28 protein-coding genes are annotated in these 26985 nt (G+C 43.6%); 18 read left to right on the top strand and 10 right to left on the bottom strand.

All coding sequences use genetic code 11. The annotated features are described in order from the left end of the window. Positions 1-100: 100 nt before the first annotated feature. Positions 101-1096, top strand: a complete 996-nt coding sequence (locus tag DW793_RS03750) for a diacylglycerol/lipid kinase family protein (protein ID WP_118157109.1) — start codon at positions 101-103, stop codon at positions 1094-1096. 97 nt (positions 1097-1193) lie between these two features. On the opposite strand, the gene DW793_RS03755 is transcribed toward DW793_RS03750, so the two are convergent. Beyond that, on the bottom strand, positions 1194-1979 hold the full coding sequence (locus tag DW793_RS03755) for a helix-turn-helix domain-containing protein (protein ID WP_038672744.1): 786 nt from the start codon (positions 1977-1979) through the stop codon (positions 1194-1196). A gap of 122 nt (positions 1980-2101) precedes the next feature. Between DW793_RS03755 and DW793_RS03760 the strand changes: the two genes are divergently transcribed. The 7 genes from DW793_RS03760 to DW793_RS03785 all read left to right on the top strand — a co-directional run bounded on the left by DW793_RS03760 (position 2102) and on the right by DW793_RS03785 (position 11230). Further along, entirely contained in the window at positions 2102-3571 is a 1470-nt protein-coding gene (locus DW793_RS03760; RefSeq protein WP_118157110.1) for an alpha-N-arabinofuranosidase, read from the top strand. Between the two features lie 21 nt (positions 3572-3592). Beyond that, positions 3593-5167, top strand: a complete 1575-nt coding sequence (locus DW793_RS03765) for a xylulokinase (RefSeq protein ID WP_118157111.1) — start codon at positions 3593-3595, stop codon at positions 5165-5167. 144 nt (positions 5168-5311) lie between these two features. Beyond that, positions 5312-6001, top strand: coding sequence for an L-ribulose-5-phosphate 4-epimerase (gene araD, locus DW793_RS03770; RefSeq protein WP_118157112.1), 690 nt, complete (start codon positions 5312-5314; stop codon positions 5999-6001). A 386-nt stretch (positions 6002-6387) separates the two neighbouring features. After that, positions 6388-8463 carry a dynamin family protein gene (locus tag DW793_RS03775; protein WP_118157113.1) on the top strand — a complete coding sequence of 692 codons (2076 nt, stop codon included), beginning with the start codon at positions 6388-6390 and terminating at the stop codon, positions 8461-8463. 19 nt (positions 8464-8482) lie between these two features. Next, positions 8483-9160, top strand: a complete 678-nt coding sequence (locus DW793_RS03780; RefSeq protein ID WP_252969646.1) for a M48 family metalloprotease — start codon at positions 8483-8485, stop codon at positions 9158-9160. Continuing rightward, positions 9151-9471, top strand: a complete 321-nt coding sequence (locus DW793_RS15105; protein WP_252969647.1) for a hypothetical protein — start codon at positions 9151-9153, stop codon at positions 9469-9471. The genes DW793_RS03780 and DW793_RS15105 overlap by 10 nt, the downstream gene beginning before the upstream one ends. After that, a complete protein-coding gene (locus DW793_RS03785) occupies positions 9464-11230 on the top strand; it encodes a dynamin family protein (protein ID WP_242991895.1) in 1767 nt (588 codons plus the stop codon). The genes DW793_RS15105 and DW793_RS03785 overlap by 8 nt, the downstream gene beginning before the upstream one ends. Positions 11231-11395: 165 nt before the next feature. Here the strand turns inward: DW793_RS03785 and DW793_RS03790 are convergent, their stop codons facing one another. The 6 genes from DW793_RS03790 to yabP all read right to left on the bottom strand — a co-directional run bounded on the left by DW793_RS03790 (position 11396) and on the right by yabP (position 14366). Continuing rightward, positions 11396-12067 carry a hypothetical protein gene (locus DW793_RS03790; RefSeq protein WP_118157114.1) on the bottom strand — a complete coding sequence of 224 codons (672 nt, stop codon included), beginning with the start codon at positions 12065-12067 and terminating at the stop codon, positions 11396-11398. Between the two features lie 17 nt (positions 12068-12084). Beyond that, a complete protein-coding gene (locus DW793_RS03795; protein ID WP_038672732.1) occupies positions 12085-12348 on the bottom strand; it encodes a DUF4321 domain-containing protein in 264 nt (87 codons plus the stop codon). Positions 12349-12380: 32 nt separating this feature from the next. Further along, a complete protein-coding gene (locus DW793_RS03800) occupies positions 12381-12935 on the bottom strand; it encodes a S1 RNA-binding domain-containing protein (RefSeq protein ID WP_022287145.1) in 555 nt (184 codons plus the stop codon). 66 nt (positions 12936-13001) lie between these two features. Continuing rightward, positions 13002-13361, bottom strand: coding sequence for an FtsB family cell division protein (locus DW793_RS03805; RefSeq protein WP_117863677.1), 360 nt, complete (start codon positions 13359-13361; stop codon positions 13002-13004). 265 nt (positions 13362-13626) lie between these two features. Continuing rightward, complete coding sequence (gene yabQ / locus DW793_RS03810; RefSeq protein WP_118157115.1) at positions 13627-13923, bottom strand: spore cortex biosynthesis protein YabQ; 297 nt, start codon at positions 13921-13923, stop codon at positions 13627-13629. Positions 13924-14093: 170 nt separating this feature from the next. Beyond that, a complete protein-coding gene (gene yabP / locus DW793_RS03815) occupies positions 14094-14366 on the bottom strand; it encodes a sporulation protein YabP (protein WP_022287142.1) in 273 nt (90 codons plus the stop codon). Positions 14367-14518: 152 nt separating this feature from the next. On the opposite strand from yabP, the gene DW793_RS15110 reads away from it, so the two are divergent. Together DW793_RS15110 and DW793_RS15115 are read left to right on the top strand one after the other, a co-directional pair. Beyond that, on the top strand, positions 14519-15208 hold the full coding sequence (locus DW793_RS15110; protein ID WP_252969648.1) for a hypothetical protein: 690 nt from the start codon (positions 14519-14521) through the stop codon (positions 15206-15208). Further along, complete coding sequence (locus tag DW793_RS15115; protein ID WP_252969649.1) at positions 15153-15587, top strand: hypothetical protein; 435 nt, start codon at positions 15153-15155, stop codon at positions 15585-15587. The genes DW793_RS15110 and DW793_RS15115 overlap by 56 nt, the downstream gene beginning before the upstream one ends. Before the next feature lie 117 nt (positions 15588-15704). Here the strand turns inward: DW793_RS15115 and spoVG are convergent, their stop codons facing one another. Next, positions 15705-15992, bottom strand: a complete 288-nt coding sequence (spoVG, locus tag DW793_RS03825; protein WP_118157116.1) for a septation regulator SpoVG — start codon at positions 15990-15992, stop codon at positions 15705-15707. A 159-nt stretch (positions 15993-16151) separates the two neighbouring features. Here spoVG and murC point away from each other — a divergent pair, with 159 nt between their 5' ends. From murC to DW793_RS03840, 3 genes are all read left to right on the top strand, one after another. Further along, positions 16152-17561, top strand: a complete 1410-nt coding sequence (gene murC, locus DW793_RS03830; protein WP_022287047.1) for a UDP-N-acetylmuramate--L-alanine ligase — start codon at positions 16152-16154, stop codon at positions 17559-17561. A gap of 45 nt (positions 17562-17606) precedes the next feature. After that, on the top strand, positions 17607-18194 hold the full coding sequence (lexA, locus tag DW793_RS03835; RefSeq protein ID WP_117927306.1) for a transcriptional repressor LexA: 588 nt from the start codon (positions 17607-17609) through the stop codon (positions 18192-18194). Between the two features lie 137 nt (positions 18195-18331). Further along, entirely contained in the window at positions 18332-19039 is a 708-nt protein-coding gene (locus tag DW793_RS03840; RefSeq protein ID WP_118157117.1) for a zinc ribbon domain-containing protein, read from the top strand. 188 nt (positions 19040-19227) lie between these two features. On the opposite strand, the gene DW793_RS03845 is transcribed toward DW793_RS03840, so the two are convergent. After that, positions 19228-21291, bottom strand: coding sequence for an LTA synthase family protein (locus tag DW793_RS03845; RefSeq protein ID WP_118157118.1), 2064 nt, complete (start codon positions 21289-21291; stop codon positions 19228-19230). A 236-nt stretch (positions 21292-21527) separates the two neighbouring features. Here DW793_RS03845 and guaA point away from each other — a divergent pair, with 236 nt between their 5' ends. After that, positions 21528-23063: a glutamine-hydrolyzing GMP synthase gene (gene guaA, locus DW793_RS03850; protein WP_117857070.1), complete on the top strand. Its 1536-nt coding sequence runs from the start codon at positions 21528-21530 to the stop codon at positions 23061-23063. Positions 23064-23169: 106 nt separating this feature from the next. Here the strand turns inward: guaA and DW793_RS03855 are convergent, their stop codons facing one another. Beyond that, the gene (locus DW793_RS03855) at positions 23170-23451 is read right to left on the bottom strand and encodes a hypothetical protein (protein ID WP_118157119.1); all 282 of its coding nucleotides are present in this window, start codon (positions 23449-23451) and stop codon (positions 23170-23172) included. A gap of 353 nt (positions 23452-23804) precedes the next feature. Here DW793_RS03855 and DW793_RS03860 point away from each other — a divergent pair, with 353 nt between their 5' ends. From DW793_RS03860 to DW793_RS03875, 4 genes are all read left to right on the top strand, one after another. Beyond that, complete coding sequence (locus DW793_RS03860; RefSeq protein WP_118157120.1) at positions 23805-24242, top strand: CDP-glycerol glycerophosphotransferase family protein; 438 nt, start codon at positions 23805-23807, stop codon at positions 24240-24242. Continuing rightward, on the top strand, positions 24164-24982 hold the full coding sequence (locus DW793_RS03865; protein WP_118157121.1) for a CDP-glycerol glycerophosphotransferase family protein: 819 nt from the start codon (positions 24164-24166) through the stop codon (positions 24980-24982). The genes DW793_RS03860 and DW793_RS03865 overlap by 79 nt, the downstream gene beginning before the upstream one ends. A gap of 116 nt (positions 24983-25098) precedes the next feature. Further along, positions 25099-25803, top strand: coding sequence for an IspD/TarI family cytidylyltransferase (locus DW793_RS03870; RefSeq protein ID WP_117927302.1), 705 nt, complete (start codon positions 25099-25101; stop codon positions 25801-25803). A 14-nt stretch (positions 25804-25817) separates the two neighbouring features. Then, positions 25818-26891 (top strand): galactitol-1-phosphate 5-dehydrogenase, encoded by a 1074-nt coding sequence (locus DW793_RS03875; protein WP_022287040.1) that lies wholly within the window; start codon positions 25818-25820, stop codon positions 26889-26891. Positions 26892-26985: the final 94 nt, after the last annotated feature.

Raw genomic sequence — 26985 nt, forward strand, 5'->3', positions numbered from 1 at the left:
TGTGAAATTTGTGGTATAATTCTCTATGTAAAAAGTGTGTAAGAAAGATAGATAAAAAGTAGAATAATAGGAATTTGAAAAACGAAAAGGGGCTGGGAAAATGAAAAAATTGCTTTTTGTGTTCAACCCCCATGCTGGCAAGGGACAGATAAAAGATAACCTTTGCGACATTGTGGATATTTTTACAAAGGGCGGCTATGAGGTAGTCACATACCCTACGCAGGCTAAGCTTGACGGCTATAACAAGCTTTGCAAGTGCGGTCAGGATTATGACATGATAGTCACATCAGGCGGTGACGGAACATTGTCTGAGGCTGTCAAGGCAATGATGACATTTGATAAGAAAATACCGCTTGGATATATTCCTGCCGGTTCAACAAATGATTGTGCGCAGTCTTTGAGCATACCGAAAAAAATGCTTGACGCCGCAAGGGAGATAGTTGACGGCGTGTATTTTGATTATGACGTTGGTAAGTTCAACGGTCAGTATTTTGTGTATGTAGCAGGCTTTGGCGCTTTCACTGACGTTTCCTATGAAACCTCACAAACGATGAAAAACAAGTTTGGTCATGCCGCATATGTGGCAGAGGGGATAAAAAGGCTTTCAAAGATAACAGGTCAGCAAATGAGAGTTGAGCATGACGGCGAGGTAATAGAAGGAAGCTTTATACTCGGTCTTATCTCAAATACTATCTCAGTGGGCGGAATGAAAAAGCTTATCGCTTCCGGGGTGTGTTTTGACGATGGACTTTTCGAGGCGGTTCTGGTAAAGACGCCTAAGAACGCTATCGAGCTGAGCAACACCATAAATGAAGCAGTGCTTAATAAGCTCAACGATAAGCATTTTGTGACGTTCAAGACTTCAAGGGTCACTTTTACAAGTGAGAACGAAGTGCCTTGGACGCTGGACGGAGAGTCGGGCGGAAAGCATACATATGTTGAGATAGAAAACTGCAAGCAGGCAATAAGATTCAAACTCAAACCCAATGACATAACCGCAGAGCAAACGGCTGTTCAGTGCAGTGCAGGGGATATGATAATGACCGAGGACGGTCACCCTGTTGTCATTGAGGATCAGTCGGAGATCGAAGATTAAGCTGTTTTGTAGGGGCGGACTTTGGACGCCCGCCTTTCAACAGAATTTTGACAGAACAAAAGCGGACGATTTTTTTTCGTCCGCTTTTTGCATATGCCTATTTCTTGTTTTTTAGCCGAAACTGTGAGGGTGTCATGTTGTATCTGCGTTTGAACTGCCGCATGAAATGCACGTCATTTTCGTATCCGCATACGGCGGCAATGTTTTTCACTGTCATGTCAGTGCTGAGAAGATAGTATTCAGCGTTTTTCATTCTTGCACAGAGGATATCCTCATAACAGCTCACACCGAAGCGTGAGGTGTAAAGATACTGAAAGTGGGAGGGGCTTACGCTGAGAGTTTTCGCCATATCGGCAATGTTCCTGCTCCCGGAGGGGGAACTGTATATGTCAGCCCTGAGCCGCTCAAGTGCGTCAGCGTAGTGACTGCGCTTTCTTGGCGGCTGACCGCTCTTGCTGAGAGAATATTCCTCTCCAAGTCTTATGAGCAGCATTCTGAGCATAAGCTCGATATAATCCTCACGCCTGCCGCTTTCAGATAAGCTGAGTCTGCTTATGGTGGATAAGATATCCTCAGTTTTCTCTGCGTCTGATAACATAAAAATCGTATCATATGGGAGTGAATAGTCACGGGTGAGCATATCGTCACAATCGAAATGAAGCCAGTGGTTAATGTAAAAACCCTTGCAGGCACGGTATATCTGCTCAGTGCCTTTTTTGTATAGTATTGCGCTGTCAGGGGAAACTGAGTATTCCCTGCCGTGCAAACGAACCACCGCAGAGGATTTGAATATAAGCAGAAGATTATCCCCCGAACCGTTTGGACGGCGTATATCAAAAGACCCGTCATGGCTGTAGTTTAGTCCCAAAGCGTGAAGTTCCATAGGTTTTTCCTTTCTAATTTCGTATGATGTATCAGTATAATAATAGGATATATCATTGTTGTTTTTTTGTCAAGTGATAAAATATAATTGAAACTAAAATCATATACATCAAGGAGGTCACAATGAAAGAGATTTCAATGCTTATCAATACCGCAGACAAACGTTCCCACATCAACCCGGAGATATACGGACACTTCTCCGAACATCTTGGCAGATGTATCTATAACGGAATGTACGTTGGCGAAAATTCTGAGATACCGAACATAAAAGGAGTAAGAAAAGACGTTATCGAAGCTTTCAAGGAGATAAAAATGCCTGTTCTCCGCTGGCCGGGAGGCTGCTTTGCTGACGAGTATCATTGGAAAGACGGTATCGGCGAAAAATCCCAGAGAAAGAAAATGATAAACACCAACTGGGGCGGCGTGACGGAGGATAACTCTTTCGGCACAAATGAGTTCTTTGACCTGTGCGAAGAGATAGGCTGTGAACCGTATCTTGCAGGAAATCTCGGCAGCGGCACTGTTCAGGAGCTTTCCGAGTGGATAGAATATATCACCTTTGACGGCGTTTCGCCTATGGCTGACCTGAGAAGAAAAAACGGCAGAGAAAAGCCTTGGAAGCTTAAATATCTTGGTATAGGCAACGAAAACTGGGGCTGCGGCGGCTCGATGCGCCCTGAGTATTACTGCGATGAATACAGAAGATATCAGAGCTTTTGCAAGAATTTCAGCGGCAATGAGCTTTACAAAATTGCCTGCGGACCAAATTCCAACGATTATAACTGGACGGACGTTGTAATGTCAAACCTTGGGGAGTGGCACACAAAGGCTATCTCTTTGCACTATTACACCGTTCCTACAGGAGATTGGAGCAAAAAGGGCAGTGCAACTGAGTTTTCAGACGAGGAGTATTACGAAACTATATCAAAAACTCTATATATGGACGAGCTTATAAAACGTCACAGCGAGATAATGTCACGCCGTGATCCAGAGGGTAAGATAGGTCTTATAGTTGACGAGTGGGGCTGTTGGTATGACGTTGAGGAGGGCACAAACCCAGGTTTCCTCTATCAGCAGAACACAATGCGTGACGCTATCGTGGCGGCTTGCAATTTGAACATCTTCAATAACCACAGCGACAAGGTAGTAATGGCTAATCTTGCGCAGGCTGTGAACGTTTTGCAGGCTCTTATCCTCACAGAGGGGGACAAAATGGTAAAGACTCCTACCTATCATGTCTTTGATCTTTTCAAAACTCATCAGGGAGGCGAGCTTTGCTACAGCCACGCAGACAACTGTCAGGCAGGCGGAAAGATCCCGATGATATCACAATCTGCCTCAGTAAAGGACGGAGTTCTAACTGTCACTATAGCGAACTGCTCTATAGATGATGACGCTCACATCTGTTGTGATATAGCAGGAGAAAATTATCAGAACATTGAGTGCAGGATACTTGACAATGAAGTAAGGGACTATAATGATTTTGATAATTGTGATAAGGTCGCACCAAAAGAGTACAGTGCGAAAATGACAGAAAAGGGCTTTGAGATAGACCTGCCAAAATGCTCCGTTGTAGTTGTGACAATGAGATAAGGACTATAAGGAGAGTCAAAAATGACAGTAAAAGATAAAATTTTGCAGGGAAGAACATATCTTGGCATAGAACTTGGCTCAACAAGAATAAAGGCTGTTCTTATAGACGATAGCTTTTCTGTTATCGCATCAGGGTCAAAGCAGTGGGAAAACCGCTTTGAAAACGGCTGTTGGACATATTCTCTTGATGATATCCATGGGGGCATACAAGCCTGCTATAAAGACCTTGCAGAAAACGTAAAGGCACAGTATGGCATTTATCCTGAAACATACGGTGCAATGGGTATTTCTGCTATGATGCACGGCTATATGGCTTTTGATAAGAATGACAAGCTTCTTGTGCCATTCAGAACATGGCGCAATACCATGACCGCTCAGGCGGCAGGAGAGCTTACAAAACTACTGGGCTTCAATATCCCACAGCGTTGGAGCATCGCACATCTTTATCAGGCGGTGCTTAACAAAGAAGCCCATGTTCCTTATATCGCTTATATCAATACCCTTGCAGGCTATGTGCATAAAAGGCTCACAGACCGCTTTGAAGTTGGCGTTGGCGAAGCTTCAGGTATCTTCCCTGTGGAGGGCATAGGATACAAAAAAGAGTATTGCGAGCCTACAGAAAAAAGCCTTGCAGAAAAAGGCTTTGACCATAAGCTGAAAGATATCCTCCCAGCGGTAAGAAATGCAGGGGAAAAGGGCGCTGTCCTTACAGAAGAGGGCGCAAAGTTCCTTGACCCGGAGGGACGCCTCAAAGCAGGCGTGCCGGTCTGCCCGCCTGAGGGTGACGCAGGCACAGGCATGGTGGCAACGGACAGCGTGCTGAAAAAGACCGGAAACATCTCCGCAGGCACTTCAATTTTCGCAATGCTCGTCCTAGAAAAGCCACTGAAAGGCGTTTACGAGGAGATAGACGTTGTTACCACCCCTGACGGCTCGCCTGTGGCAATGGTGCATTGCAATAACTGCTGTTCAGAGCTTGACGCATGGGTGAATATGTTCGGTGAGTTCGCAAAGCTCACAGGCAATGAGATAGACAAGAGCAGGCTTTATGAAACGCTTTATAAAAACGCCATGACAGCCGACAGCTCATGCGGTGGCGTAACAGCCTATAACTGTCTTTCGGGTGAACCTGTTATAAAGCTTGACGAGGGCAGACCAATGTATTTCCGCACTCCCGACAGCACTTTGACCTTGGGCAGCTTTTTCAGAGCACAGCTTTATTCTTCTTTCACCGCACTGAAAATAGGCATGGATATCCTCTTCGACAAAGAGCAGGTAAAAGCTGAAAAGATAACAGGTCACGGAGGACTTTTCAAAGTCAGCGGAGTGGCTTCACAGCTTATGGCAGACGCACTTTCCACACCTGTTTCAGTGATGAAAACAGCAGGCGAGGGCGGAGCATGGGGCATGGCTATCCTTGCGGCATATATGGAGCTTTCAAATGGCGAAAAGCTTGCAGACTTCCTTGGCAAAAAGGTGTTCGCAGATATGGAAGTGACAACCTCTCAGCCTGAGCAGACAGGCTCAGAGGGCTATAAAACATTCCTGGAAAGATATAAAAAGGGATTGGCGGCAGAAAAAAACGCACAGTTCTGAAAAAATTATAGAAATTCATATATAAATCGTAGGGGCGATCTGAGGCCGCCTGCCAGCCAACTCAAATTGTCGGTGAGCTGTTCACTTGTACGGAAAACGGGCAGACAAAAGGTGCATTTTCCAAATCAGCGAAAGGAGAATTTTATGCTTGAAGAATTAAAACAGCAGGTGTGCGAAGCAAATCTGCTTCTGCCGAAATATGGACTTGTTACATTCACATGGGGAAATGTTTCCGCTGTAGACAGAGAAAAGGGACTTGTTGTCATAAAGCCCTCAGGCGTGCCTTATGAGGGCATGACAGCCGATGATATGGTGGTAGTTGATCTTGAAAGCGGCAAGGTTGTGGAGGGAAAATATAAGCCTTCCAGCGATACTCCGACCCATTTGGAACTTTACAAAGCCTTTGATATCGGCGGAATAGTACATACCCACAGTCGCTGGGCAACATCTTTTGCTCAGGCAGGAAAAGGTGTTATACCAATGGGAACAACTCACGCAGATTATTTTTACGGCGAGATACCATGCACAAGAGCAATGACCCCTGAGGAGATAACAGGTGAGTATGAAAAGGAAACAGGCTCTGTTATAATCGAGGCTTTCAAAGGTCTTGACGCAACTCAGATACCTGCCGTTCTGGTAAAAAGCCATGGCCCGTTCACATGGGGAAAAGACGCCGCACAAGCCGTTCATAATGCAGTTGTCCTTGAAGAAGCCGCATTTATGAACTTCCACGCAATGATGCTGAACCCTGAGATAGGTCATATGCAGCAGGAGCTTCTTGACAAGCACTTCCTTAGAAAGCACGGAAAGAACGCATATTACGGACAGAATTGATGTCAATGCCTCAAAAAGCATGATATAAGTCCGTTGAAAAAATGAGTCAATTAACGGGCGAACACTGTTCGCCCCTACATATAAAAGATTTGTTTAGCACATCCTCGATAAAATAGCGCCCCGATTTTCTGGGCGTTTTTTTGTGTCTTTGCCCCTATATTGTGCAAAATGTATATTATGTGTACGCTGATTTGTACAAAAGGGTAGTTTTTTGTACTTGTTATAAGTAAATTCTTGACTTATGTTTTAATAATATGTTATAATTAAAATAATGTCACGGTAATATTTATTGTGTCACAGCGGAAATGAATGGAATATAGTATAGATATTACCTCAAGGCAATGCCATGCAAGGTTTGCCTTAGAAACGAGGAACGGAGGCTTGTAATGAAAAAGCAAATTGATTACGGCAGCTATGCGTCCTATAAGGAAACGGTAAAGGGTCTTACAGAGAACCTGAAATCGCTGCTTGGATTGAGCGAGGAGATCGCTCTTGTCAATACTGCGGAATCTATTCGGGAAACATTGGAGAAAACTGCCGAGGAGCATTTTGAGGTCGCTATAGTGGGCGAGTTCAAGAGAGGAAAGAGTACCCTTATCAACGCAATGCTGGGTCAGGAGGTACTTCCTGCTGACGTGCTGCCTGCAACGGCTACCCTTAACAGAGTTACTTATAGCGAAGAGCCGTATGTGCAGGTGGAATACAAAAACGGCAAAAGTGAAAGGGTGGATATAAACAAGCTGGAGGACTATGTAACAAAGCTTACGGCAGAGTCGGAGGAAAGAGCCGAAACTGTCAAGGAAGCAACTGTTTATTATGATACCGAGTTCTGTAAGAACAACGTGGATATCATAGACACTCCGGGTCTTAACGACGACGATCAGATGACTAACGTTACTCTGTCTATCCTGCCGAAAATAGACGCAGCCGTTTTCGTTATCAGCGCAAACTCTCCTTTTTCACAATTTGAGAAAGAGTTTTTGGAAAAGAAAATGCTTACCTCCGATGTGGGAAGAATTATCTTTGTAGTAAACTGCTTCGGTACTTTCTCACAGGCAGACGAGAACAAGATCGTCGAAACTGTAAGAGGACGTATCGGAAAATATGTTATGGAAAAGGCTAAAAAGGTCATGGGCGAGGATTCCCGTGAGTTTGCGGTCTATAAAAGAAAGATAGGAACTCCGAGAGTTATCGGCGTTTATGCAAAGCAGGCTCTTACCGCCAAGGAAACAGGGGATAAGGAAGCCCTTGAAAAGAGTAACTTCCCTGAGTTTGAAAAGGCTCTTGAAACCATGCTCACAAAAGAGCGTGGCGTTATCGCATTGCAGATCCTTGCAAATAAGATAACAAATTCGGGTACTGAGATACTCAGAAGCGTTGTTATGCAGGAAAACGCACTCATGATGGCTAACGATGAGTTCATGGAAAAGTATGACGAGGCTATCAAAGAGATAGGCGAGATAAGAAACAAGAAAAGACAGGAATTTGTCAAGATCAACGATGCCGCAAACCAGGTGTTCAATGACCTGCAGCCTGTTCTTGACAGCTATTGGACAAACATCGAGCAGACAGCTATGGAGGTTATAGACAACTTCCAGATGTCCTCTGATGATTTCAAGAAAGACCAGCTCAAGCTCGTTACCGCAAAGCTCACTGAGAAAATAAAGGAGAGCATAGAGGCAAGAGCGCAGATAATCTGCGAGCAGATACAGAACAGCATCAACTTCGCTGTTTCCTGTGAGGCTGAAAGACTTCAGGAATTTGAGGACGAGTTCTTCGAGTCCGTTACAAAGATACAGCAGATGTTCACTATCTCCGACAGAGTTTCAAAGAACGGCGGCGTAATGGATAAGATAATCGGCGTTGCTATCGGCTCTTACGGCGTCGGTGGATTGTTCCTGGGCTTCAGAGAGTCTGGCGTAAAGGGCGCACTTTTGGGCGGAGCGACAGGCTTTGCAGGATTTTATGCTACTTATTATACTGCTATATTCTTTGCAGGCTTCTTTGGCATCACCGCTACCCTGCCAGTGACCCTCTGCCTTATGGCTCTTGCAGGCATTGCAGGTACTTTTACTTCAAACTTTGCCGTTGATAAGATACTTGTTAAGGAAAGAATAGATAAGTATAAGTCAAACTTTAAAACTCAGGTGAGAAAGCAGTTCCACGAAATGAAACTCAATAATGACTTCACTGAAACTGTCCGCCGTCAGGTATTCTCAGCATTTGAGGGCCTGAAGGGCAAGATTGAGAGCGAAACAGAGATAATCCTCCGTGATACTCAGGAAACACTTGATAATCTTAATGATCTTAAAACAGAAAAGAGCAACATTTCTCAGAAGGAAATGGAACGTCTTCATGATATTGCCGAGAGCGCAAGCGCTATAGTTCAGGAAGCATATCAGGTAAGACGTGTGCTTACCGAGCTATGGAAAGCTGACGGTCATATAATAATATTATTTTAGGATCAAGGGAGGACAGGTCATGAGTACAAATACAACGGAAAGGGAAAATCCGCTGCTACAGATTGACACAAGCTTCCGCACATATTTGAACGCTTATACAAGAAGCTATCAGAACCATATAGTTGACGGCGTGCTTGACTATGCTTTTGAGTCCGACTTTGCCGTAAGGCAGAAGATAATGGGACTTGGGGGCTGGGGAAAGCTCGTCAAGGCGGCAGGCTCGCAGGACGTTTCTGCCGAAGCAAAGCACCTGTTTCTTAAGTGCGAGCAGGTTGGCCCGCTGAAATATCCTGATATCTATGACATTGTGAAGAAGTGTGCCGAGCGGCTGGAGCTTGTTGTGCCTATCGTCTTTGTCAGAGGGGATATGGATAAAGCACAGGTCTACTCTGTGGCAAGCGATATCATCGAGCCCTGTATCGTGCTTTCAAAGCAGGTAGTGGAAATGTGCAGCAAGGAGGAGCTTATGTTCCTTATAGGCTGCGAGTGTGGAAGAATACAGAACAATCATTGTGCCTACAATATGGCATTTACATATCTCAATTACAATAAGTATACTTACAGACCAGTTGAAAGGTCATATAAGCAGACCGTGAACAATCAGCTTTATACAGCGCTTGTTCAGTGGGTGAAGTATGCTGATATAACTGCAAATAGAGCAGGCATTATCTGCTTGATAAGCCGGGAATGTTCATAAGCGTCATAACAGGGCTTTATAACAAGGGCTATATCGACTTTTATGGCAGACAGCAGAAGAATATGGATACCGACGGACTTATCAAAAAGGCTGAGAGCGTCCATGCAGTTTCTTCAAGAAATCTGAAAACAGATAATACTATGAGCGAGCTTGAAAAGCTTGTTGTCGCAGCTACTGAGTTTCTGTATTGCTCAGTTCTTTATGAATGGCGTGGCGACGCAGAGGATTCTGACAGACACCTTGTTTCAGGTCAGATATGTGATGTGCGCAGCAGTATTATAATCGGAAACGGAGGCGTGATAGGTGGATAGTGCTAATATCAATACAGCGGAGCAGAATATTGCACAGGTAAAGACCGCTCTTAAAGCCTTTGTTGAAAATGAAAAGATAGCGAAAATGCTCGGCAAGGATTTTGTCAGCGAAATGAACGATTGGGAAGCTCTTATCGAGAAAAAAAGCGAAGAGCCTTTCACGCTGGTCATACTTGGCGAGTTCAAAAGGGGAAAAAGCACCATTATAAACGCCCTGCTGGGCAAGGAGCTTGCACCTATAAACGTTACACCTGAAACCTATACCATAAATGAGATATCTTTCGGTCATACGCAGTATGTGGAAGCTATCCTTGAAAACGGCATGAGAGTGCCGCTGTCGCTGGAGGATATCACAAGAGAAAAGCTTGAGCAGAGAATGAAGCTTTTTCCTGCAAAAATAAGCTATGTTCAGATAAAGGACAACGCCCCTATACTCAAAGAGATAAGGATAGTGGATACCCCAGGCCTTTCTGACTTGGAGAGCCTTGACAAGCAGGTAATGGATTATATTGTCAATGCCGACGCTATCATGTATGCGGCATCATGTCTGCTGCCTTTTTCTGAAAGCGAGCAGTTGTTTCTTGCAAGCCATGTCCAGCCTCAGCGATTTGGTATGCTCTATATCCTCGTGAATATGATAGACGCAATGAATTCTCAAAAGGACGCTGATAAAATACTAAAGCGTGTGAGAAACATATCCGAGAGGATAGTGCCTAACGCTATCGTATACGGCATAAGCGGTGCTGATGAACTGAGCAGAAAGCTTGGCAGAGAAAGACCGCTGGACAAGGGTACAAGAGAGTTTTACGAAACACAGTTTTTCCAGTTCGAGCTGTCTTTGCAGCGTGATATAATCATGCAGAAGGACGTTATACGTTCAAAGCGTGTGCTCACAATGCTTTCGCAGATGTGCGACGAAACAGCCGCAAAGCTTAGACTTATAAGCGATATGGCAGAGCTTGACAAGCAGAAGCTTGCCGACAGAGCAAAAGAGTTTGAGGAGCAGTGTGAAATGCTTTCAAAGGCTTTGGAGGAGAAAAAGCCTGCTTTGCACCTTTCTATTATCGAAATGCAGCAGGAAGCCGAAGCTTGGATGTATGAGTTCTTCTCAAAGCTGAGAGCAAGCATTTTGGATTGCCGAGGAAAAGACGCAGACGGAAACGACCTTTACAGCTCTGAGGATATAGAAAAGCATTTCTATTCGTTCCTTATGGAAAAGGTGGGCGAAGCATATCGAAATTGTATCGAGAGCCATAGAGATAGGATAGCCGAGATAGTGGAAGGCACAGGCAGAGAGCTTGCCTCCGCCCTTGGCATAGACGATCTTTCAAAGGCGGCAAAGGCTCCGTCAGTGGAAATGATAATGACCTCCCTGAACAAGAACGTAACACGTTCTGTTATGGGCGTGCAGCTTTTTGGCACCAGTGAAACCTTTCCTCCTGCCACAATGTCAGTTTTCAGCCTTATCCTTAAAAAGAAAAAGCAGACCGATATAATTGATATCGCTCTTGAAAACTATGACGATATCAGAAATAATATCGTCAAGGATATAAAGACAGTTTATCAGGACCTTGAAACAAAGGCAGCCGCAAGGCTCGACAGCCTTTATCAGTATCAGGTGGAAATGGGCAGAGAAGCCCTCAATCAGGCTCAGCAGCTCATGATGGTTTATGATAATGACGAGATAAGGCAGACCCTTGTGGAAGCAAAGCAAATGCTTGCCGAGCCACAGAGAATACTGGCAGAGAGCAAATTATAACAAAAAAAATAAAAACGTCCCATTAAGTTGGGGCGTTTTTTTGATAATGGCGTAAATACGCTTATTGACAAAAAACAGGCTGTTTTTGCAGCCTGTTTGGAATGTCTAAAAAGTATCAGATCAACAGGCGACCTCAGGTCGCCAATACATTTTGTATGCAGTAAATTACTTGTCTTTGTATTGCTCAACATTGTTTTCTATCTTGTCAACAGAGTTTCTTTCTGTTATGTCAACACGATAGTTGTACTGAGCGTTCTTTGTGACAGTGTTTTCCGTGAAGTATTCAAGCCCACCGTCTTTGTCGAAAAAGTAGGTTGTGGAAAAGCCCTTTGTGCCTATCTCCTCAGCGTCCTTTCCCAGCTTTGAAACGTCATAAACATACGTCACAGTAACAGAGCCGTCATCACCGATAATGTCAGAAACAGACTCAACAGCTTTCGGTGCAAACATCAGCATACCCTCGTCAGCTTGTGGGTGCTTTGCCTTTCTTGTGTACTTTGAAAAGTCCTTGTCGCCCTTTACCAAATGTGAGTATTCTCCGTTATCATAGGTGTAGCTCTCGATTCCGTTGTTATACTGAGCGTATTCCTTTCCACCGTTCTTGCCGTAGTAAGAATAGGTCAGCACATCCTTTTCGTCATACTTGAAAGTGAACTCCTGCTCAATATCACCAGTGTCCTCGTTGGTTATAACGACTTTTGCGGAGTCAAGCGCCGCATAGTCCTCCCTTGCCTGATAAACCAGCGTGTCATGCTTTAGCTCAGGCGTACCGCAGGAAGTGCATAAAAGGCAGACAGCCACTGTTAAAGCTACTGCTGCTGTTTTTAGAAATTTCATTTTAAAATTTACTCTCCTTAAAGCCCCTTGCAGGTCTTTGAGAACACTATAAGCGCCGCAGCAATGGTGAATATCTGCGAGATAGTTGCATGGACCATAAGACCTATATTGAATTTTATCACATACAGGTCTATAGCAAAGCTTTCAACGCCTACATTTTTTCCCCATGCAAGCCAGCCCACATAATCCTTGCCCTCACAGACGTAAGCTATGAACGCACCAAGTATTATTCCTGCCAGCATGAAAAATATAAACGCAAAAGTCTTTTTGAAATTTTTCATGACTGAATATCCTCTGTTTTATGTATCGGTATCTATTTTCTTCTTGACGGAGATTTTCTCTTGTTGTCAATGACTTTTTTCAGATCAGAAAATCTCTCCTCGCTTGACGCCTTGAACTTGCTGAGCATATCCTCAAAATCAGCGTTTCCTGAATTGCTGTCAGCATTGTATACCGGAGGCGGATTTTTAGCAAAATCCTGTGGCGCTCTGTCTCTGTTGTGATCCCTGTTATAGTCGTTCCTAGGTCTGCCCTGAGAATTGCCTCCCTGACGGTTGAAATTTCTCTGACCACCGTTAGGTCTGCCCTCTCTGCCACCCTGGTGACCGTTCTCTCTTGGCTTTCTCTGTGGCGCAGGCTGAGCCTTCTTGATAGAAAGCGATATCTTTCCGTCGTCGCCTAAATTAAGCACCTTTACCTTGACGGTCTGACCCTCGGTAAGATGATCCTTTATCTCGTTTACGAATGTGTTCGCAACCTCCGAGATGTGGACCATTCCTGTCGTATCCTTGTCAAGCTCCACAAATGCTCCGAATTTTGTGATACCTGTTACTTTTCCTTCATAAATTTTTCCTACTTCAAGCTGCATTTGATCTTTGTGTCCTCTCTGCAATAAAAATTCTGCTATATGAACGGTCAAAAGACCGTGTTTGCCTTAGTCGCTGTTGTTTACAATATAAAATCTGCGCTCATTAGGATAAGCATAGCCCAGCTTTTCAATAGCTATCTTCTCCATATACTCCGCCTCGTCGTCAGAACTGAGCAGCCTTGTGTATTCATCATTGAGCTGCTTGGCGGCGGTTATCTTTTTATTTATAGCGTCTGACTCTTTCCTGAGCTGTGCTATCTGCGCCTGCTGTGAGATGATAGTCACTCCCGAATAAACAACAAGAGCGGCAACAGCAAAAATAGTCAGAAGCTTAACAAATCTTGATCTTTTCGGCTTTGGATTTTTTTTAGCAGCGTCCTTTTCAGCGTCAGCCGTTTCGGACGTTTTATTTTTAAAACCTAGCATTGTGTACTCCTTTTTTGATTACAAAACCGACCTTTCCATAAGCAATACCCCAATAACTGTCATGAGGCGTTACCTATACTCTTTTCTATTATACACTAATCAAAAGAGAGTTTTCAAGTGCTTTTAGAAGTTTTTTTTCGCAGAGAGGAAATTTTGCACTTTTTCACAAAACAGTCCCTGAAACCGTCTGCTCTTTTGGTAATAAATTTAACCACAGGCGAAAACGTTTTAGCAAACAGTTTTCTGATGATCGAAAAAAGGCTCCTCAGCACAGATACAACAGCGTTCCTACAGTAAGATGTTCTATCACAGAGCCTGCTAGCATACCCACTAAAACAAACCCTCTTATAGCCCCCATCAGCCCGGTGCAAAATGTGAAAAGTGCAAAGCCGTAAAGAAATGTGTAAATGATATCCTCAAAAAATGTGAGTATCTTCCCATGTGGCAAAGCCGCCCTGAATACCCTGAAAATATCATATAAAAGCCCCAGCCCGCAGCCCAGAACCACAGACAGCAGAAAAAGCTCCCTTTCAAGCTCTAGCCCCAGTTGCATTTCTTCCATTTTCTTTCCCCTTTCTCAAACCCTTTGCTTAAAAACCGCTTGAATATGCAATTCCCCACTTGTAGGGGCGAACAGCGTTCGCCCGTTGGCTGACCGCTATTTGTTATCTGCCTATCCGTATTTTGCCGAAAGCTCCGCAAACAGGCGGGCGACCTCAGCCCCTACATATGTTATCTGAATATCTTCCCTATCGCCGAGAGCTTTTTCTTTCTGTCCTTTTCTCCATAGACCAAAGCCCAGATATCTCCCTCCACGGAAACATCTCCCGACTCAACGCTTATTTCGTTTATGTGCAGGTCTTTGCCCTTTATCGTCAGCTCTCCAAGCTGTGTGAAAAGCCTTATCTCATCCTCGTCAAAGCTGTCAACGTCCGTCACGCCCGAAAGCTGTAAACGCTGTCTGTTTTCAAGAATGGCATTGTGCCTGCCCTGAGTATCATTCATAAAAGCACCCCCTGATATTTTTCTTATCTATGTATATTCGCTCAGTGTAAAAATATTTCTGTGAAAACGTTTTATATCCTTGACAAAAACGCCTTGAAAAGCTAAAATAAACATATGCAAAAAAATCATAGTATCGAAAGGATATAAAAAAAATGGCAGAGAATAAAAAGCTTATAACAGCAGACAACAGCTTTCTTACTTATATGGGCAGAATAGACTTTTCCGACAAAACACGCCCTGAGTTTTATTACGCAGGCTCAAATGTAAAAATGACTTTCACAGGCACAAGCGTATCCGCCGTGATAAAAAACCATAAGTATTTCAACATTCAGGAGCTTGGCTTTGTTATAGACGGCAAAGAGGGCAAGGTGACTTTCGATAAAAATGACGAGGATATCACCCTTGATATCGCTTGTGACCTTGAAAAAGGCACTCATACCGTCACCCTTTTTAAAAGGCAGGACGCTTCCCATTACTTTGAGTTCGTGGGCTTTGAAATAGACCCCGACGGAGAAGTTCTCGAAAATTCCCCTCTCCCTGCAAGAAAAATAGAATGCTATGGCGACTCTGTTTCTGCAGGCGCAGTGTGCGAGGCAGTTGACTTTGTTGCAAGCTGTGACCCTGAGGATCATCAGGGAGTTTACGATAACGCATGGCATAGCTATGCAATGATAACAGCAAGAAACCTTGGCGCACAGATCCATAATATCGCACAGGGCGGTATCGCAATTTTCGACAACACCGGCTATTATCATGCCCCGAATTATATCGGCATGGAGTCAGTCTATGACAAGCTTTGCTACTTCCCGGAGCGCAAAGGGCGTAACGCCTTGGGATTTTGACCTTTATACACCTGACGTTGTGCTTTTTGCAGTGGGTCAGAACGATCCGCATAACGAGGGCCACGAGGATTTCGATATCACCGACCCCGATTACAGAGCAAAGTGGAAAAATGCCTACAAGAGCATTATCCTTGACATTAGAGGTAAGTATCCAAACGCAACATTCGTGCTTCTGCTGACAGTTCTCTGCCACGGTGAGGAGTGGGATAAAGCCGTTGACGAGATAGCAAACGAGCTTAATGACGAGAAGATAACACATTTCATGTTCACAAGAACAGGCAAGGCGACCCCCGGTCACCCAAGACTTCCTGAGCAGTATGAAATGGCGGAGGAGCTTACAGCTTATCTCTCAAACATGGGCGATAAAATTTGGGGTTAAAGTCTAAAAAAACATATCGGGCGAACAGTATTCCCCCACAGACTTTCAAAACATCTGTAGGGGCGAACACTGTTCGCCCGTTTTTTATGCCTGTTTTATCGGCTTTTTTTGTCGTTCTCAGCTTAGACCCTGCTGTTCTGCCGCCTGCCTGTCAAGTTCCATGCGGTAAGCAGAAAGTATCTCTCCCTCTATCTCATTGCGAAGCTCGCTGTCGATGGGGTGAACGATATCACGGAAAACCCCGTTGTCGTCACGGCGGCTGGGCATAGCCACAAAAAGTCGCTCCTCCCCTTGCACTATCTTGATATCATGTACCGCAAAACTGCCGTCAAAGGTCAGGCTCACAACGGCTCTGAGCTTACCCTCGTTTATAAATCTTCTGAATTTTACCTCTGTTATAGTCATTTTCATGCGTCCTTTCTTGTGATGTAATGCCTGTAGTAATATTTTTGCCTCTTTTTTTGAAAAATAATCAAAAAAGGGGTTTATTTTTTTTTAGAAATGTTATATAATAAAATAAACATACATTCTGAATTATCTATTATTCTAAGGAGTATTACAAAGATGATAACAAATGAGATCTTGAAAAATATAAAGCACGTTCATTTTATCGGTATAGGCGGCTCTGGTATGTACCCTCTGGTGCAGATATTCCATTCAAAGGGATATTTCATCACAGGCTCAGACAATAACGAAACCGAAACTCTTGAGGCCGTAAGAAAGCTTGGTATAGAAGTTTTCCTCGGTCAGAGAGCCGAGAATATCAAGGGTGCAGACCTTATAATCTATACCGCCGCAATAATGGCAGATAACCCTGAGCTTATCGCCGCAAAGGCAAGCGGTGCGATCTGCTGTGAAAGAGCCGAGATACTTGGACTTGTCACAAGCTGGTATACGAACGCTCTTTGCGTTTCAGGCACTCATGGAAAGACCACAACTTCTTCCATGCTCACACAGATATTTGTTCAGGAGGGTACTGACCTTTCCTGCGTTATAGGCGGAAAGCTCCCAAGCATAGGCGGCTCAGGCAAGGCAGGCTCATCACAAACTATGGTCTGTGAATCCTGTGAGTTCGAGGATCATTTTCTCAGACTTTTCCCTGACGTTTCAATTATTCTGAACGTTGACGCAGACCACCTTGAGTATTTCAAGAATATCGAAAATATCATAAAGTCTTTCCATAAGTTCGCAACCATGGCTTCAAAAGCCGTTATCTATAATGGCGATGACGCAAATACCCTTAAAGCCGTTGAGGGCGTTGATAAGGAAATGATATCTTTCGGCTGGGATAAGAAAAACGATTATTCTGCTGTTATAAAGTCCAAAAAAGGCTTGCAGACACGCTTTGAGCTTTATCATAAGGGCGAGTTTGTCAGAGAGCTTACTATCCATGTTCCTGGCGACCATAACGTCATGAACGCCCTTGCAGCCATCGCTGCCGCAAGATATTCAGGCGTTTCATGGGAGGGTATCGAAAAGGGACTCGATACTTTCTTCGGTGCAATAAGACGTTTCGAGAAGATAGCCGAGGTCAAGGGCGTTACTATCGTTGACGATTACGCTCACCACCCAAAGGAGATCGAGTGTACACTGAAAGCCGCAAAGGGTCTTGATTTCAACAGAGTGTGGGCAGTTTTCCAGCCTTTCACCTATTCAAGAACAAAGATACTCATGAACGATTTTGTGAAAGCGCTTTCTATTGCAGATATTGCCGTTGTAACGGATATCATGGGAAGCCGTGAGAAAAATACCGACGGTGTTTATGCTGAACAGCTTGCAGAGAAGATACCAAATGCAGTTTGGTTCAAGACCGACCACGAGCTTGTTGACAAGCAGACTGCACAGCAGAAGGAATATAACTTCTCACAGTGTATCGACTATATAAAGAAAAACTGCAAGGAGGGCGACCTTGTTATAACTCTTGGCTGCGGAGATGTCTATAAGCTTGCAAAAAGGCTTGCAAAAGAGCTTTAGGTTTAGAAGATAAAGATTTATTGATATAACAGAAAGGACGGAGCTATGAGAAAAGTAACCGAGAACGAGAAAATGGTATTCGAGTTCATAAAGGATCGCATAGAAGAGGGCTATCCGCCCACAGTTAGGGAGATTTGTGCAGAGTTTGGCTTTAAGTCTACCTCAACAGCCCATAGATATATAAATAATCTCACCGCAAAAGGTCTTCTTGAAAAGGGAAATAACCAGAACAGAGCCATAAGGCTCACAGGCGGCAACGGCATGAAGATCCCCCTTGTGGGAACTGTCACCGCAGGTATCCCTATCACTGCCATTGAGGAGATAACAGACTATATAAGCTTCCAGCCTGCAAGGCATTACAGCAATCCGCTTTTTGCACTAAAGGTAAGGGGAGAGTCCATGATAAACGCCGCTATCCTTGACGGAGATATGGTAGTTATAGAGCAGACCCCATATGCAGAAAACGGCGATATTGTCTGCGCACTTGTTGACAACGAGTCAGCTACCATAAAGACTTTCTATAAAGAGGACGGCCATTACAGACTGCAGCCTGAAAATGATACCATGGATCCTATCATTGTTGACGAGGTAAAAATATTAGGAAAAGTCGTTGGCGTTGTAAGATATCTGTAAATATAGATAAAGAAGATTTGTAGGGGCGAACAGCGTTCGCCCGTGTCATTAAAGAAAACAGGCGGATAGTCCAACATAGATATAGAAAAAAACTTCGACAAACAAAACAGTTCTAAGTGTGTAAAGGATTGGTAATAATGAGCAGACATTGTACATTCTGCGGTTCTAAGCTGGAGGACGGAGCTAAGATATGCACCAACTGCGGAAAAATGGTACCTATCGCCTCATCGACCCAAAGACGTGGCGAGCAGGAGTTTATAGATCGTTCAAGGATACAGGGCATACCGAAGCGTGTTTACGAACACCCGAAAAGAGCCGAAGCAGAGGAAAGAATGCGCCGAGAGCAGGAAGCTCGCAGGGTAAAGCGTGTAAGAGAGACAGACCGAAACAGAGAAATGAGTGCGGCAGACTATAGGCGCACCCCAACTGAACATTCAAGCAGCGGCAAAGAAAATTATGGTAAGGGTAAAAAGATACTAAAGACTCTGCTTAAGATCACAGTGGTAATACTGGTGATATATTTTGTGATCGCCTTTGTGAGAATATTCAGCGTAAGACATTCCACCTACGATTTCGATACCGAAATGAAATTAGCAAGCGAAAATTACGGTGAAGCCGTTGACGCATATTTCAAAGACGGCAGGTGGAAATATAACATCTTTAAAAATCAGGTGTCCTATGAGGGAACTTCCGAAAGTGGCGACGATTATGTTATGATATTCGGCAAGAATGACGGTCAGACTGTCGTAAGGCAAATGACAAAGAACAGCAAGGAGGTCGCTTCTGACAGCATAATGAACGATGTCATGGGAATGTTCATGTTCGAGAAAAAGGTCACAGGATAAAAAAATAAGCGCATAATTATGTAGTTATTTGTAGTGGCGAACAGTGTTCGCCCGCATTTTGACACGCATTATAAAACGAAACGGACGAAGTAAAAAAGCTTCGTCCGTTTATTGTTTTGTAGGGGATCGGCTCTGCATTGCAGAAATGCGACGTCCCACTTTTTTTGTTGTTTGTGTTTTTTAACAGCCTAATTTACACTATTGTCACGCTTTTCATCAAACATTCTGTAATACTGCACAGTTTCATATTCGTTCAGCGTGTCCTTGTATTTGTCAGCCACATCATTTATAGAATACCATTCTCCGTCAGCCGTCTTGTAGCCGTAAGAGCTTATTATCGGAATGTCACAGCGTATCTTGTCAAGCTCCTGCTGATATCTCGACTTTGGGAGTCCAGCCGCTTCCATGACCTTGTTTGAAAGATAGTTAAGGCTTATATCGTCTATTTTCTCCGCATCAACGCCCTTGTTGCTCCAAATAAGGAAAGGTGTCTGACGCAGTCTTGAGTAATCCTCCGTTGAAAGTAAAGCCACGTCCTTGCCATAGAGATGCTCTGTAAAGCTTAAAATGTGTGGATAATGGTCGCCGAACATTACGATTATGACCTCTTCCTGCTTGTGTCGGAAATAGTTTATAAGCTCTCCCAAGGCTTTGTCAGATTGATAGATAAGATTTAGATATTCCTGTGCCGCAGGGTCGTTGTAGTCCTCAAAGGTTATCTCATGAGGAACAGCCTCCGGATGATCGTACGGCGCATGGTTCTGCATGGTCGCTGTCCATACAAAATAAGGAGTACCTGCGTGTCTTTCATATTGCTCTTCAATATATCTGAAAATCGTTTCATCTGTGATATTTCCGTTGAAATATTGGATCCCGCTCATTCTGTCCTGACAATTGTATATCCTGTCTTTGAATTGAAGCTGTTCATAGGCGTTGCCTATATCCCATAGTCCCTCAGAGCAAGGCGAGATAGCCTGCGTTGTGTAGCCAAGCTCGTTTAGCCAGCTTACAAGACCGTTTTGTTTGTCGTTGAGATATTGGGTGAATACCGCACTTCCCGACGGCAAAAAGCCAAGAGTGTTGCCGGTAAGAAATTCATACTCAGAGTTGCAGGAATAACCGCCATATGCCGAAACGGAAACATATCCGCTTATGCTTTCCTCCTGCAATTTGTGATAGTTGGGCAGATAGTCTTTGTTAGTCTTGAACTGAGCGATATGCTCAAAGTCTGCAAAGGATTCATTCATGATAGCAATGATAGCAGGCTTTTTGTCAGCCTTTTGTACCTCATACTGAGTTATGATATCCTCCGCCTTTTGAGTGGAGTAGCCATCAGGCTTCGTCACACGGTCAAACATTCCGTCAAAGCAGAACATAAGGTCATAGCCTACGCACCTGTATGTGTCTGCATTTTCTGCACCTGAAAAGTTCAGCCTGATGTATCTGTTCCTTATACCAAGGTCATAGGCAAACCTGCCACCATATACGAATAGGAAACACCCTGCGATAACGGCCACACCCGATATTATCCTGCTGCGTATTTTTATCTTCCTTACTTTTGTCGTCACCGTTACAGCGATAATAAGAATAAGATCACAAAGCACAAATATTACATTGCTGTCTAAAAACAGTGAGTACATTCCGTTTATCTCACTGGCTGACTTTATGTTGGCAAGGTCGGCAAATTGAACAGGATTCCCTCTGAACTCGGTGACATAATACTGTGCCAAAGCATATATGGCAAATATGACGTTCACTCCGCAAAACCAGGCGTGTGGCTTCGGGAATATCACTGCACCTATAAGATATAAAAGCCAGCAGAGCAATATTCCAAGGAGAATGTAAAGCACATTGCTCTTTGGAAAATATGACCCCATTACAAAGTCCGGAAGAAAATAAGAATTTAGTCCAAGCATAAAAGCCGCCGTGAAAGGGTCGATGTAGCCTTTTGTTTCGCTCTTTTTCAGCTTCTTTTGAATTGAGAAAAATTCCGCAATAATAAATATCAGTGCCAGCTCAACAGCGCAAGCCCCTATAAGCGCATAATTTCGCTCTTTCGGCAGGAAGTTGTCTTTGTCCATGTATATGCCCAACAAAGCACAGATGACTCCTACCAGTATAACTGCCGCTATGGCACTTATAAATCGTAATGTTTGCATTCCGTCAGGCGACGCAAACCATGCTCCTATTTTTTTCAGCAAGCCTTTTTTCTCCTTTGCCTGCTGTGTTTGAATGTTTTGTTGTTCTTCCATTACAATATACTCTTTTCTGTTGATTTACACGCATTTTACAATGCCTATTCATTATAGCATAGCTATTAGCAAATTACAACAGCTAAAATCAACAAATATTGTCCTGCTTGATGTCAGGTGTTCACAATTAATTTACCCCATGCTTCAAAGAGTGTGTAAATTGCTCTTGAAAAAGGGACGGCAACGTGTTATAATATTTATGTATTTCAAAAAACATAAGGAAAAGAGGTAAATATATGTCACATGAGAAGATACTGGTGCTTGACTTTGGCGGACAGTACAATCAGCTTATCGCAAGACGTGTGAGAGATCACCACGTTTATGCAGAGATAAAAAGCTTTGAAACTCCACTTGAAGAAATAAAAGCAGCAGGCTATAAGGGCATAATCTTCACAGGCGGACCAAACTCCGTTTATGATATGACTTCCCCGCATTATGACAAGGCTATACTTGACCTTGGCATACCAGTCCTCGGCATCTGCTACGGCTGTCAGCTTATTTCATGGATGAGCGGTGGAAAGGTAGAAAGCTGTAAAAAGAGCGAGTACGGCAAGATAGAGATAACAGTCTCCGCAGAGAGCAAGCTTTTCAAGGACGTTCCTGATAAGAATATCGTATGGATGAGCCATACCGACTATGTCAGCGAAGCACCTGAAGGCTTTGTTATCACTTCCCATTCAGATGATTGCCCATGTGCGTCAATGGAGAATGCAGAGAAGAAGATATATGCCGTTCAGTTCCACCCTGAGGTAACTCACAGTGAGTATGGTAACGTCATTTTGAAAAACTTCCTTTACGAAGTCTGCGGCTGTAAAGGCGATTGGGTAATGGATAACTTTATCGAGAACACAGTTGCAAAGCTTAAAGAGCAGATAGGCGATAAGAAAGTAGTTTTGGGACTTTCAGGCGGAGTTGATTCTTCAGTTGCCGCAGGACTTATCAGCCGTGCAGTGGGCAAACAGCTCACCTGCGTGTTCGTAGATCAGGGCCTTATGAGAAAAGACGAGGGCGACTTTGTTGAGGAAACTTTCACAAGACTTTTCGATATGAGATTTGTAAGAGTAAACTGTCAGAAGCAGTTTCTTGAAAAGCTCAAGGGCATAACAGATCCAGAGGAAAAGAGAAAGACTATCGGAACAGAGTTCTATAAGGTATTCTGGGATAAGATCAGAGAAGAGGCAGACGGCGGATTTTTCGCACAGGGTACTATTTACCCTGACCGAATCGAAAGCGGAAAGGGCGACGCTGCCACAATAAAAACTCACCACAATCAGGTGAAAATGCCTGAGGACATCAACTTTGACGGCGTTATAGAGCCATTGGGCGATCTTTTCAAAGACGAGGTAAGAAAAGTCGGCGAAAAGCTCGGCATACCAAAGGAGCTTGTATGGCGTCAGCCGTTCCCAGGCCCAGGACTTGGTGTAAGAATAATCGGTGAGATAACAGAGGATAAGATAAAGGTGTTGCAGGAAGCAGACGCCGTTTTCCGTGACGAGATCAAGAAAAGCGGAATAGAAAGCAGCCTGAGCCAGTTCTTTGCAGTTCTCCCGAACGTCCAGACAGTAGGCGTAATGGGCGACCACAGAACCTATGACCACCTTATAGCTATCAGAGCCGTAACAACAGACGACTTCATGACAGCCGATTGGGCAAAGATACCATACGATGTTCTTGCAAGAATATCCAACAGGATAACAAATGAAGTAGACCATGTAAACAGAGTAGTTTACGATATAACCTCAAAGCCACCGGGAACGGTGGAGTGGGAATAATATAGATATTGCCTGAAAAGATAAGAGCTATCTGATTCGATTTGCGAATCGGATAGCTCTTTTTATGTGTCAATAGTATAGCATACAGCTTTATGCAATTTAACGCCTAAATATTCTCGCACAAACCTTTGAGAGTATTGTAAGCCTTGTCAAGATCAGTTGACTTGGGAACAATTACAGTGATACCAAAACAATCGTCCCATTGGAAAATCAGCCCAAGCTCATCATTGTCTACTTTGTATTGCATTGAGTCGGATATCGCCCTGATCTTGCCGTGAACCATATCTCGGTATGCTTTTAAAAGCACAACAAATTCGTCAGGCTCACCAGGATAATCACAAAATATGAATATCCACCTTTCTTTATCAGGCCAACGAACTTCATACATAAGACCACTTCCTATTTATGATGACTTTACTACATTATAGCATATTGTTCAAAGCGGGTCAATAGCTGTTTCCTCACATAATAAAAAATACTTTGTCAGTTAATAAAGCAGAAATAGTCCCATCTTCACATTATTCAAATAATTTTACAAAATTACAAATACCCCCTTGACACTTCCCCCGTTCTGCACTATAATACTACACAAGAGAGCTTTTTCAGCGTTTTCAATAAGACAAAATGGGCATAATAAAGCCTAGAAAATAAGCTTTTTTGTGAGATGTGCCGCAAAAGTGTTATGTTATTTGTTAAAGTGTAGACAAACGGCGCATAATATGATATAATGTAGGGTGAGAAATGAGCGGTTTAAAACAGGCGGTCAGAAACACCGCCAAGATCATAATGTTTAAAGGAGTCTATCCCCTTTGCTATAAAGTGTCAAGCCTTAGACCTTTGAGAAAAAACAAGGTCATCTTTGCCGAGATAAGAAGCGGTACGCTGACGGATAGCTTCCGCTATATCTATGAGGAGATAAAGACCAGAGGACTTGATCCGCAGGTCTATTACGTCCATAATAATAAGGGCGGAATGGGCTATCTGCTGAGATATCTGAAGCTTACTTGGCTAATGGGAAACGTGGGTTGCGTTTTGCTTAACGATACCTGTAATCTGTTCGGCGCTTTTAAGTTCAGAAAAGACACAAAGGTCATTCAAACATGGCATCCTGCGGAGCATTCAAAAAGTGGGGAGAAAGTATCACCGACCTCTCTTTCGGCGAGTCGCTGGAAGAATTGAGAAAGTTCCCTGCCCATACAAGCTATACACTTTGTACCGTCAGCAGTAAAGAGTGCATATGGGCTTTCAAGGAAGCTTTCGGCTTTGACCTTGATAATAATAGCGTGCAGGCAATAGGCGTATCTCGTACCGACTTTTTCTTTAAAGAGGAAAATCGTGTGAAAGCCTTTGAAAATCTCTATAAAAATTGCCCGAACGCACAGTATAAAAAAGTCCTGCTCTATGCCCCGACCTATCGTGGGGACGCTGATAAGGCTTATATCCCCGAAAAGCTGGATATAAAAGCCCTTAAAGAGAATTTCGGCAGCGAGTGGGTGCTTCTTGTAAAAAGACACGGATTTGTTAAAAAGGAGTGGGATATCCCCGAGGATTGTCAGGACTTCGCCTTTGACATAACAGAACATATGCCTATCGAGGACCTTCTTTTTACTGCCGATATGTGCATAACCGATTATTCTTCGCTTATTTTTGAATATTCGCTCTTTGAAAGACCTATGATATTCTACGCTTTTGACCTTGACCAGTTCTATGACTATAGAGGCTTTTATTATCCCTATGACTATAGCTTTCTCCCGGGACCAATAGTTAAGACCAATGAGGAGCTTATAAACGCCATAAAGCAGGGAAAAGCCGACCCTACTGTCATTTCTGATTTCAGAGAAAGATTTATGGGCGCTTGCGATGGCCGTTCTACCGAAAGGATAGCCGATTATATTATGTCACAAAACAGCGAATACTAATTTATGTAGGGGTGAACAGCGTTTGCCCGTTGACTGCCGAAACTTTATCGGCGTATCACAATGATTTATTTGTCAGATACATTATTATAATATAAATATCAGTAAGGAGTTTGTCTATGATTTACGGTGCAATGCTCGCAGGGGGATCAGGTACAAGAGTTAAAAGCTCAAAAATACCAAAGCAGTTTATCGAAATCGGAGGTAAGCCGATCATAATCTATACCCTTGAAAATATGCTCAAGGTCAAGAGATTTGATTATATCTATATCGCCGTCCATAAGGACTATGAGGACTATATGAACGAGCAGGTGAAAAAGAATATTCCTGAAAGCGAAAAGGTAAGGATAATTCTCGGCGGCAAGGAAAGAATGGATACTATAAATAATGTCACCACCGCTATCACAAATGATAACGGAATTCATGATGACGATGTTATCGTTATCCACGATGCCGTAAGACCTTTTGTTACAGAGAAGATACTCAACGATTCCATAGATTGTGCCGCAGAATACGGTGCTTGCGTCTGCGGACTTCCATGTGCAGATACTATCCTCCATTCAAAGGGAGGAGAGTATGTTGAAGACATCCCTGTCAGAAGCGAGCTTTACAGCGGACAAGCTCCCGACAGCTTCCGCCTTGCCCACTTTATCCAAATGCAGGATAATCTCACTGAGGAGCAGAAAAAAGTCATCACAGGCACTTCGCAGATATGCACAATGAATAACCAGCCTATCCACCTTATAGAGGGCGACGCTATTAATTTCAAGATAACAACAGACAGCGACCTGCTTATTGTCAGAACGCTGCTTGGCGGTAAATAGAAAGGACTTTTTTTATGAAAAGCTTAATAAACATACCCGAAAAGATGAAAGCACTTGTACTTTATGGCGTGGGCGACCTGAGAGTAACTGAGGTAGACGTGCCAAAGCTTGAAAAAGGCACCGTATTGCTGAAAATAAAGGCGTGCGGAATTTGTTCAAGCGATATGCCAAGATGCTTTGTAACAGGAACTTACCACTTCCCGACCATACCTGGTCATGAGTTTTCAGGTCAGATAGTTGCAGTTGGCGATGACGTTGACGAAAGCCTTCTCGGCAAACGTTCCTGCGTATTCCCTATGCTCCCTTGCAAGCATTGTAAAGCCTGCAAAATGGAGGAATATGCACAATGCTCAGGCTATAGCTATTTCGGTTCAAGACAGGACGGCGCATGGGCTGAGTACCTCGTTGTTCCAGTATGGAACTTAGTTCCGTTCGACGATACCCTAGATTATAAAACTGCAGCGCTCTGCGAGCCTGCCGCTGTTTCAATGCACGCTGTAAATATCGGTGACATCAAAGAGGGTCAGAACGTTGTTATCATAGGCACAGGTACAATAGGCTTTATGATAGCCCTCTTTGCAAAAGAGAGAACAAAGACCGGTAAGGTGGTTATCGCAGGTCGTTCAAAGAATAAGCTTGAGTATGCAAAGAAGCTGGGCTTTGACGTTGTTGATACAAGCGTTGACGATCTCCCTGCACAGGTGAAGAAGATAATAGGTATCGACGGAGCAGACGTAACATTTGAAGCTGTCGGCTCAAACGAAGCTATCGCTTCCGCTATCGAGTCAACAGGCGCTCTTGGCAGTATTGTTCTCGTTGGCAACCCGTCAACAGACCTTATCCTGCCTAAGAATATCTATTGGTCAATACTGAGAAAGCAGATAACAGTCAAAGGCTCATGGAACTCCAGTTATAACAGCAGAGTGAACGATTGGAAGAAAGCCCTTGAAGTTTTCGAGCATAGCGACGTAAACTTTGCTGATCTTATCACACATACATTCACAATAGAGGAGAACGAAAAGGCATTCTCCGCTATCAGAAACACAGGCGAGTTCACCTTAAAGGTAATGTTCACATTTGACGATTAAACAGTCTGCCGTTTGTAAATTTGAGTAAAAATTTTGTAGTCGCTTTTCAAGACCTGAAATGAAAGTTGAGGGAAGCTTTAAAAGCGGCGGAAAG

This window comes from Ruminococcus sp. AM31-15AC (genome assembly GCF_003462045.1).
Lineage (GTDB): Bacteria > Bacillota > Clostridia > Oscillospirales > Ruminococcaceae > Hominimerdicola > Hominimerdicola aceti.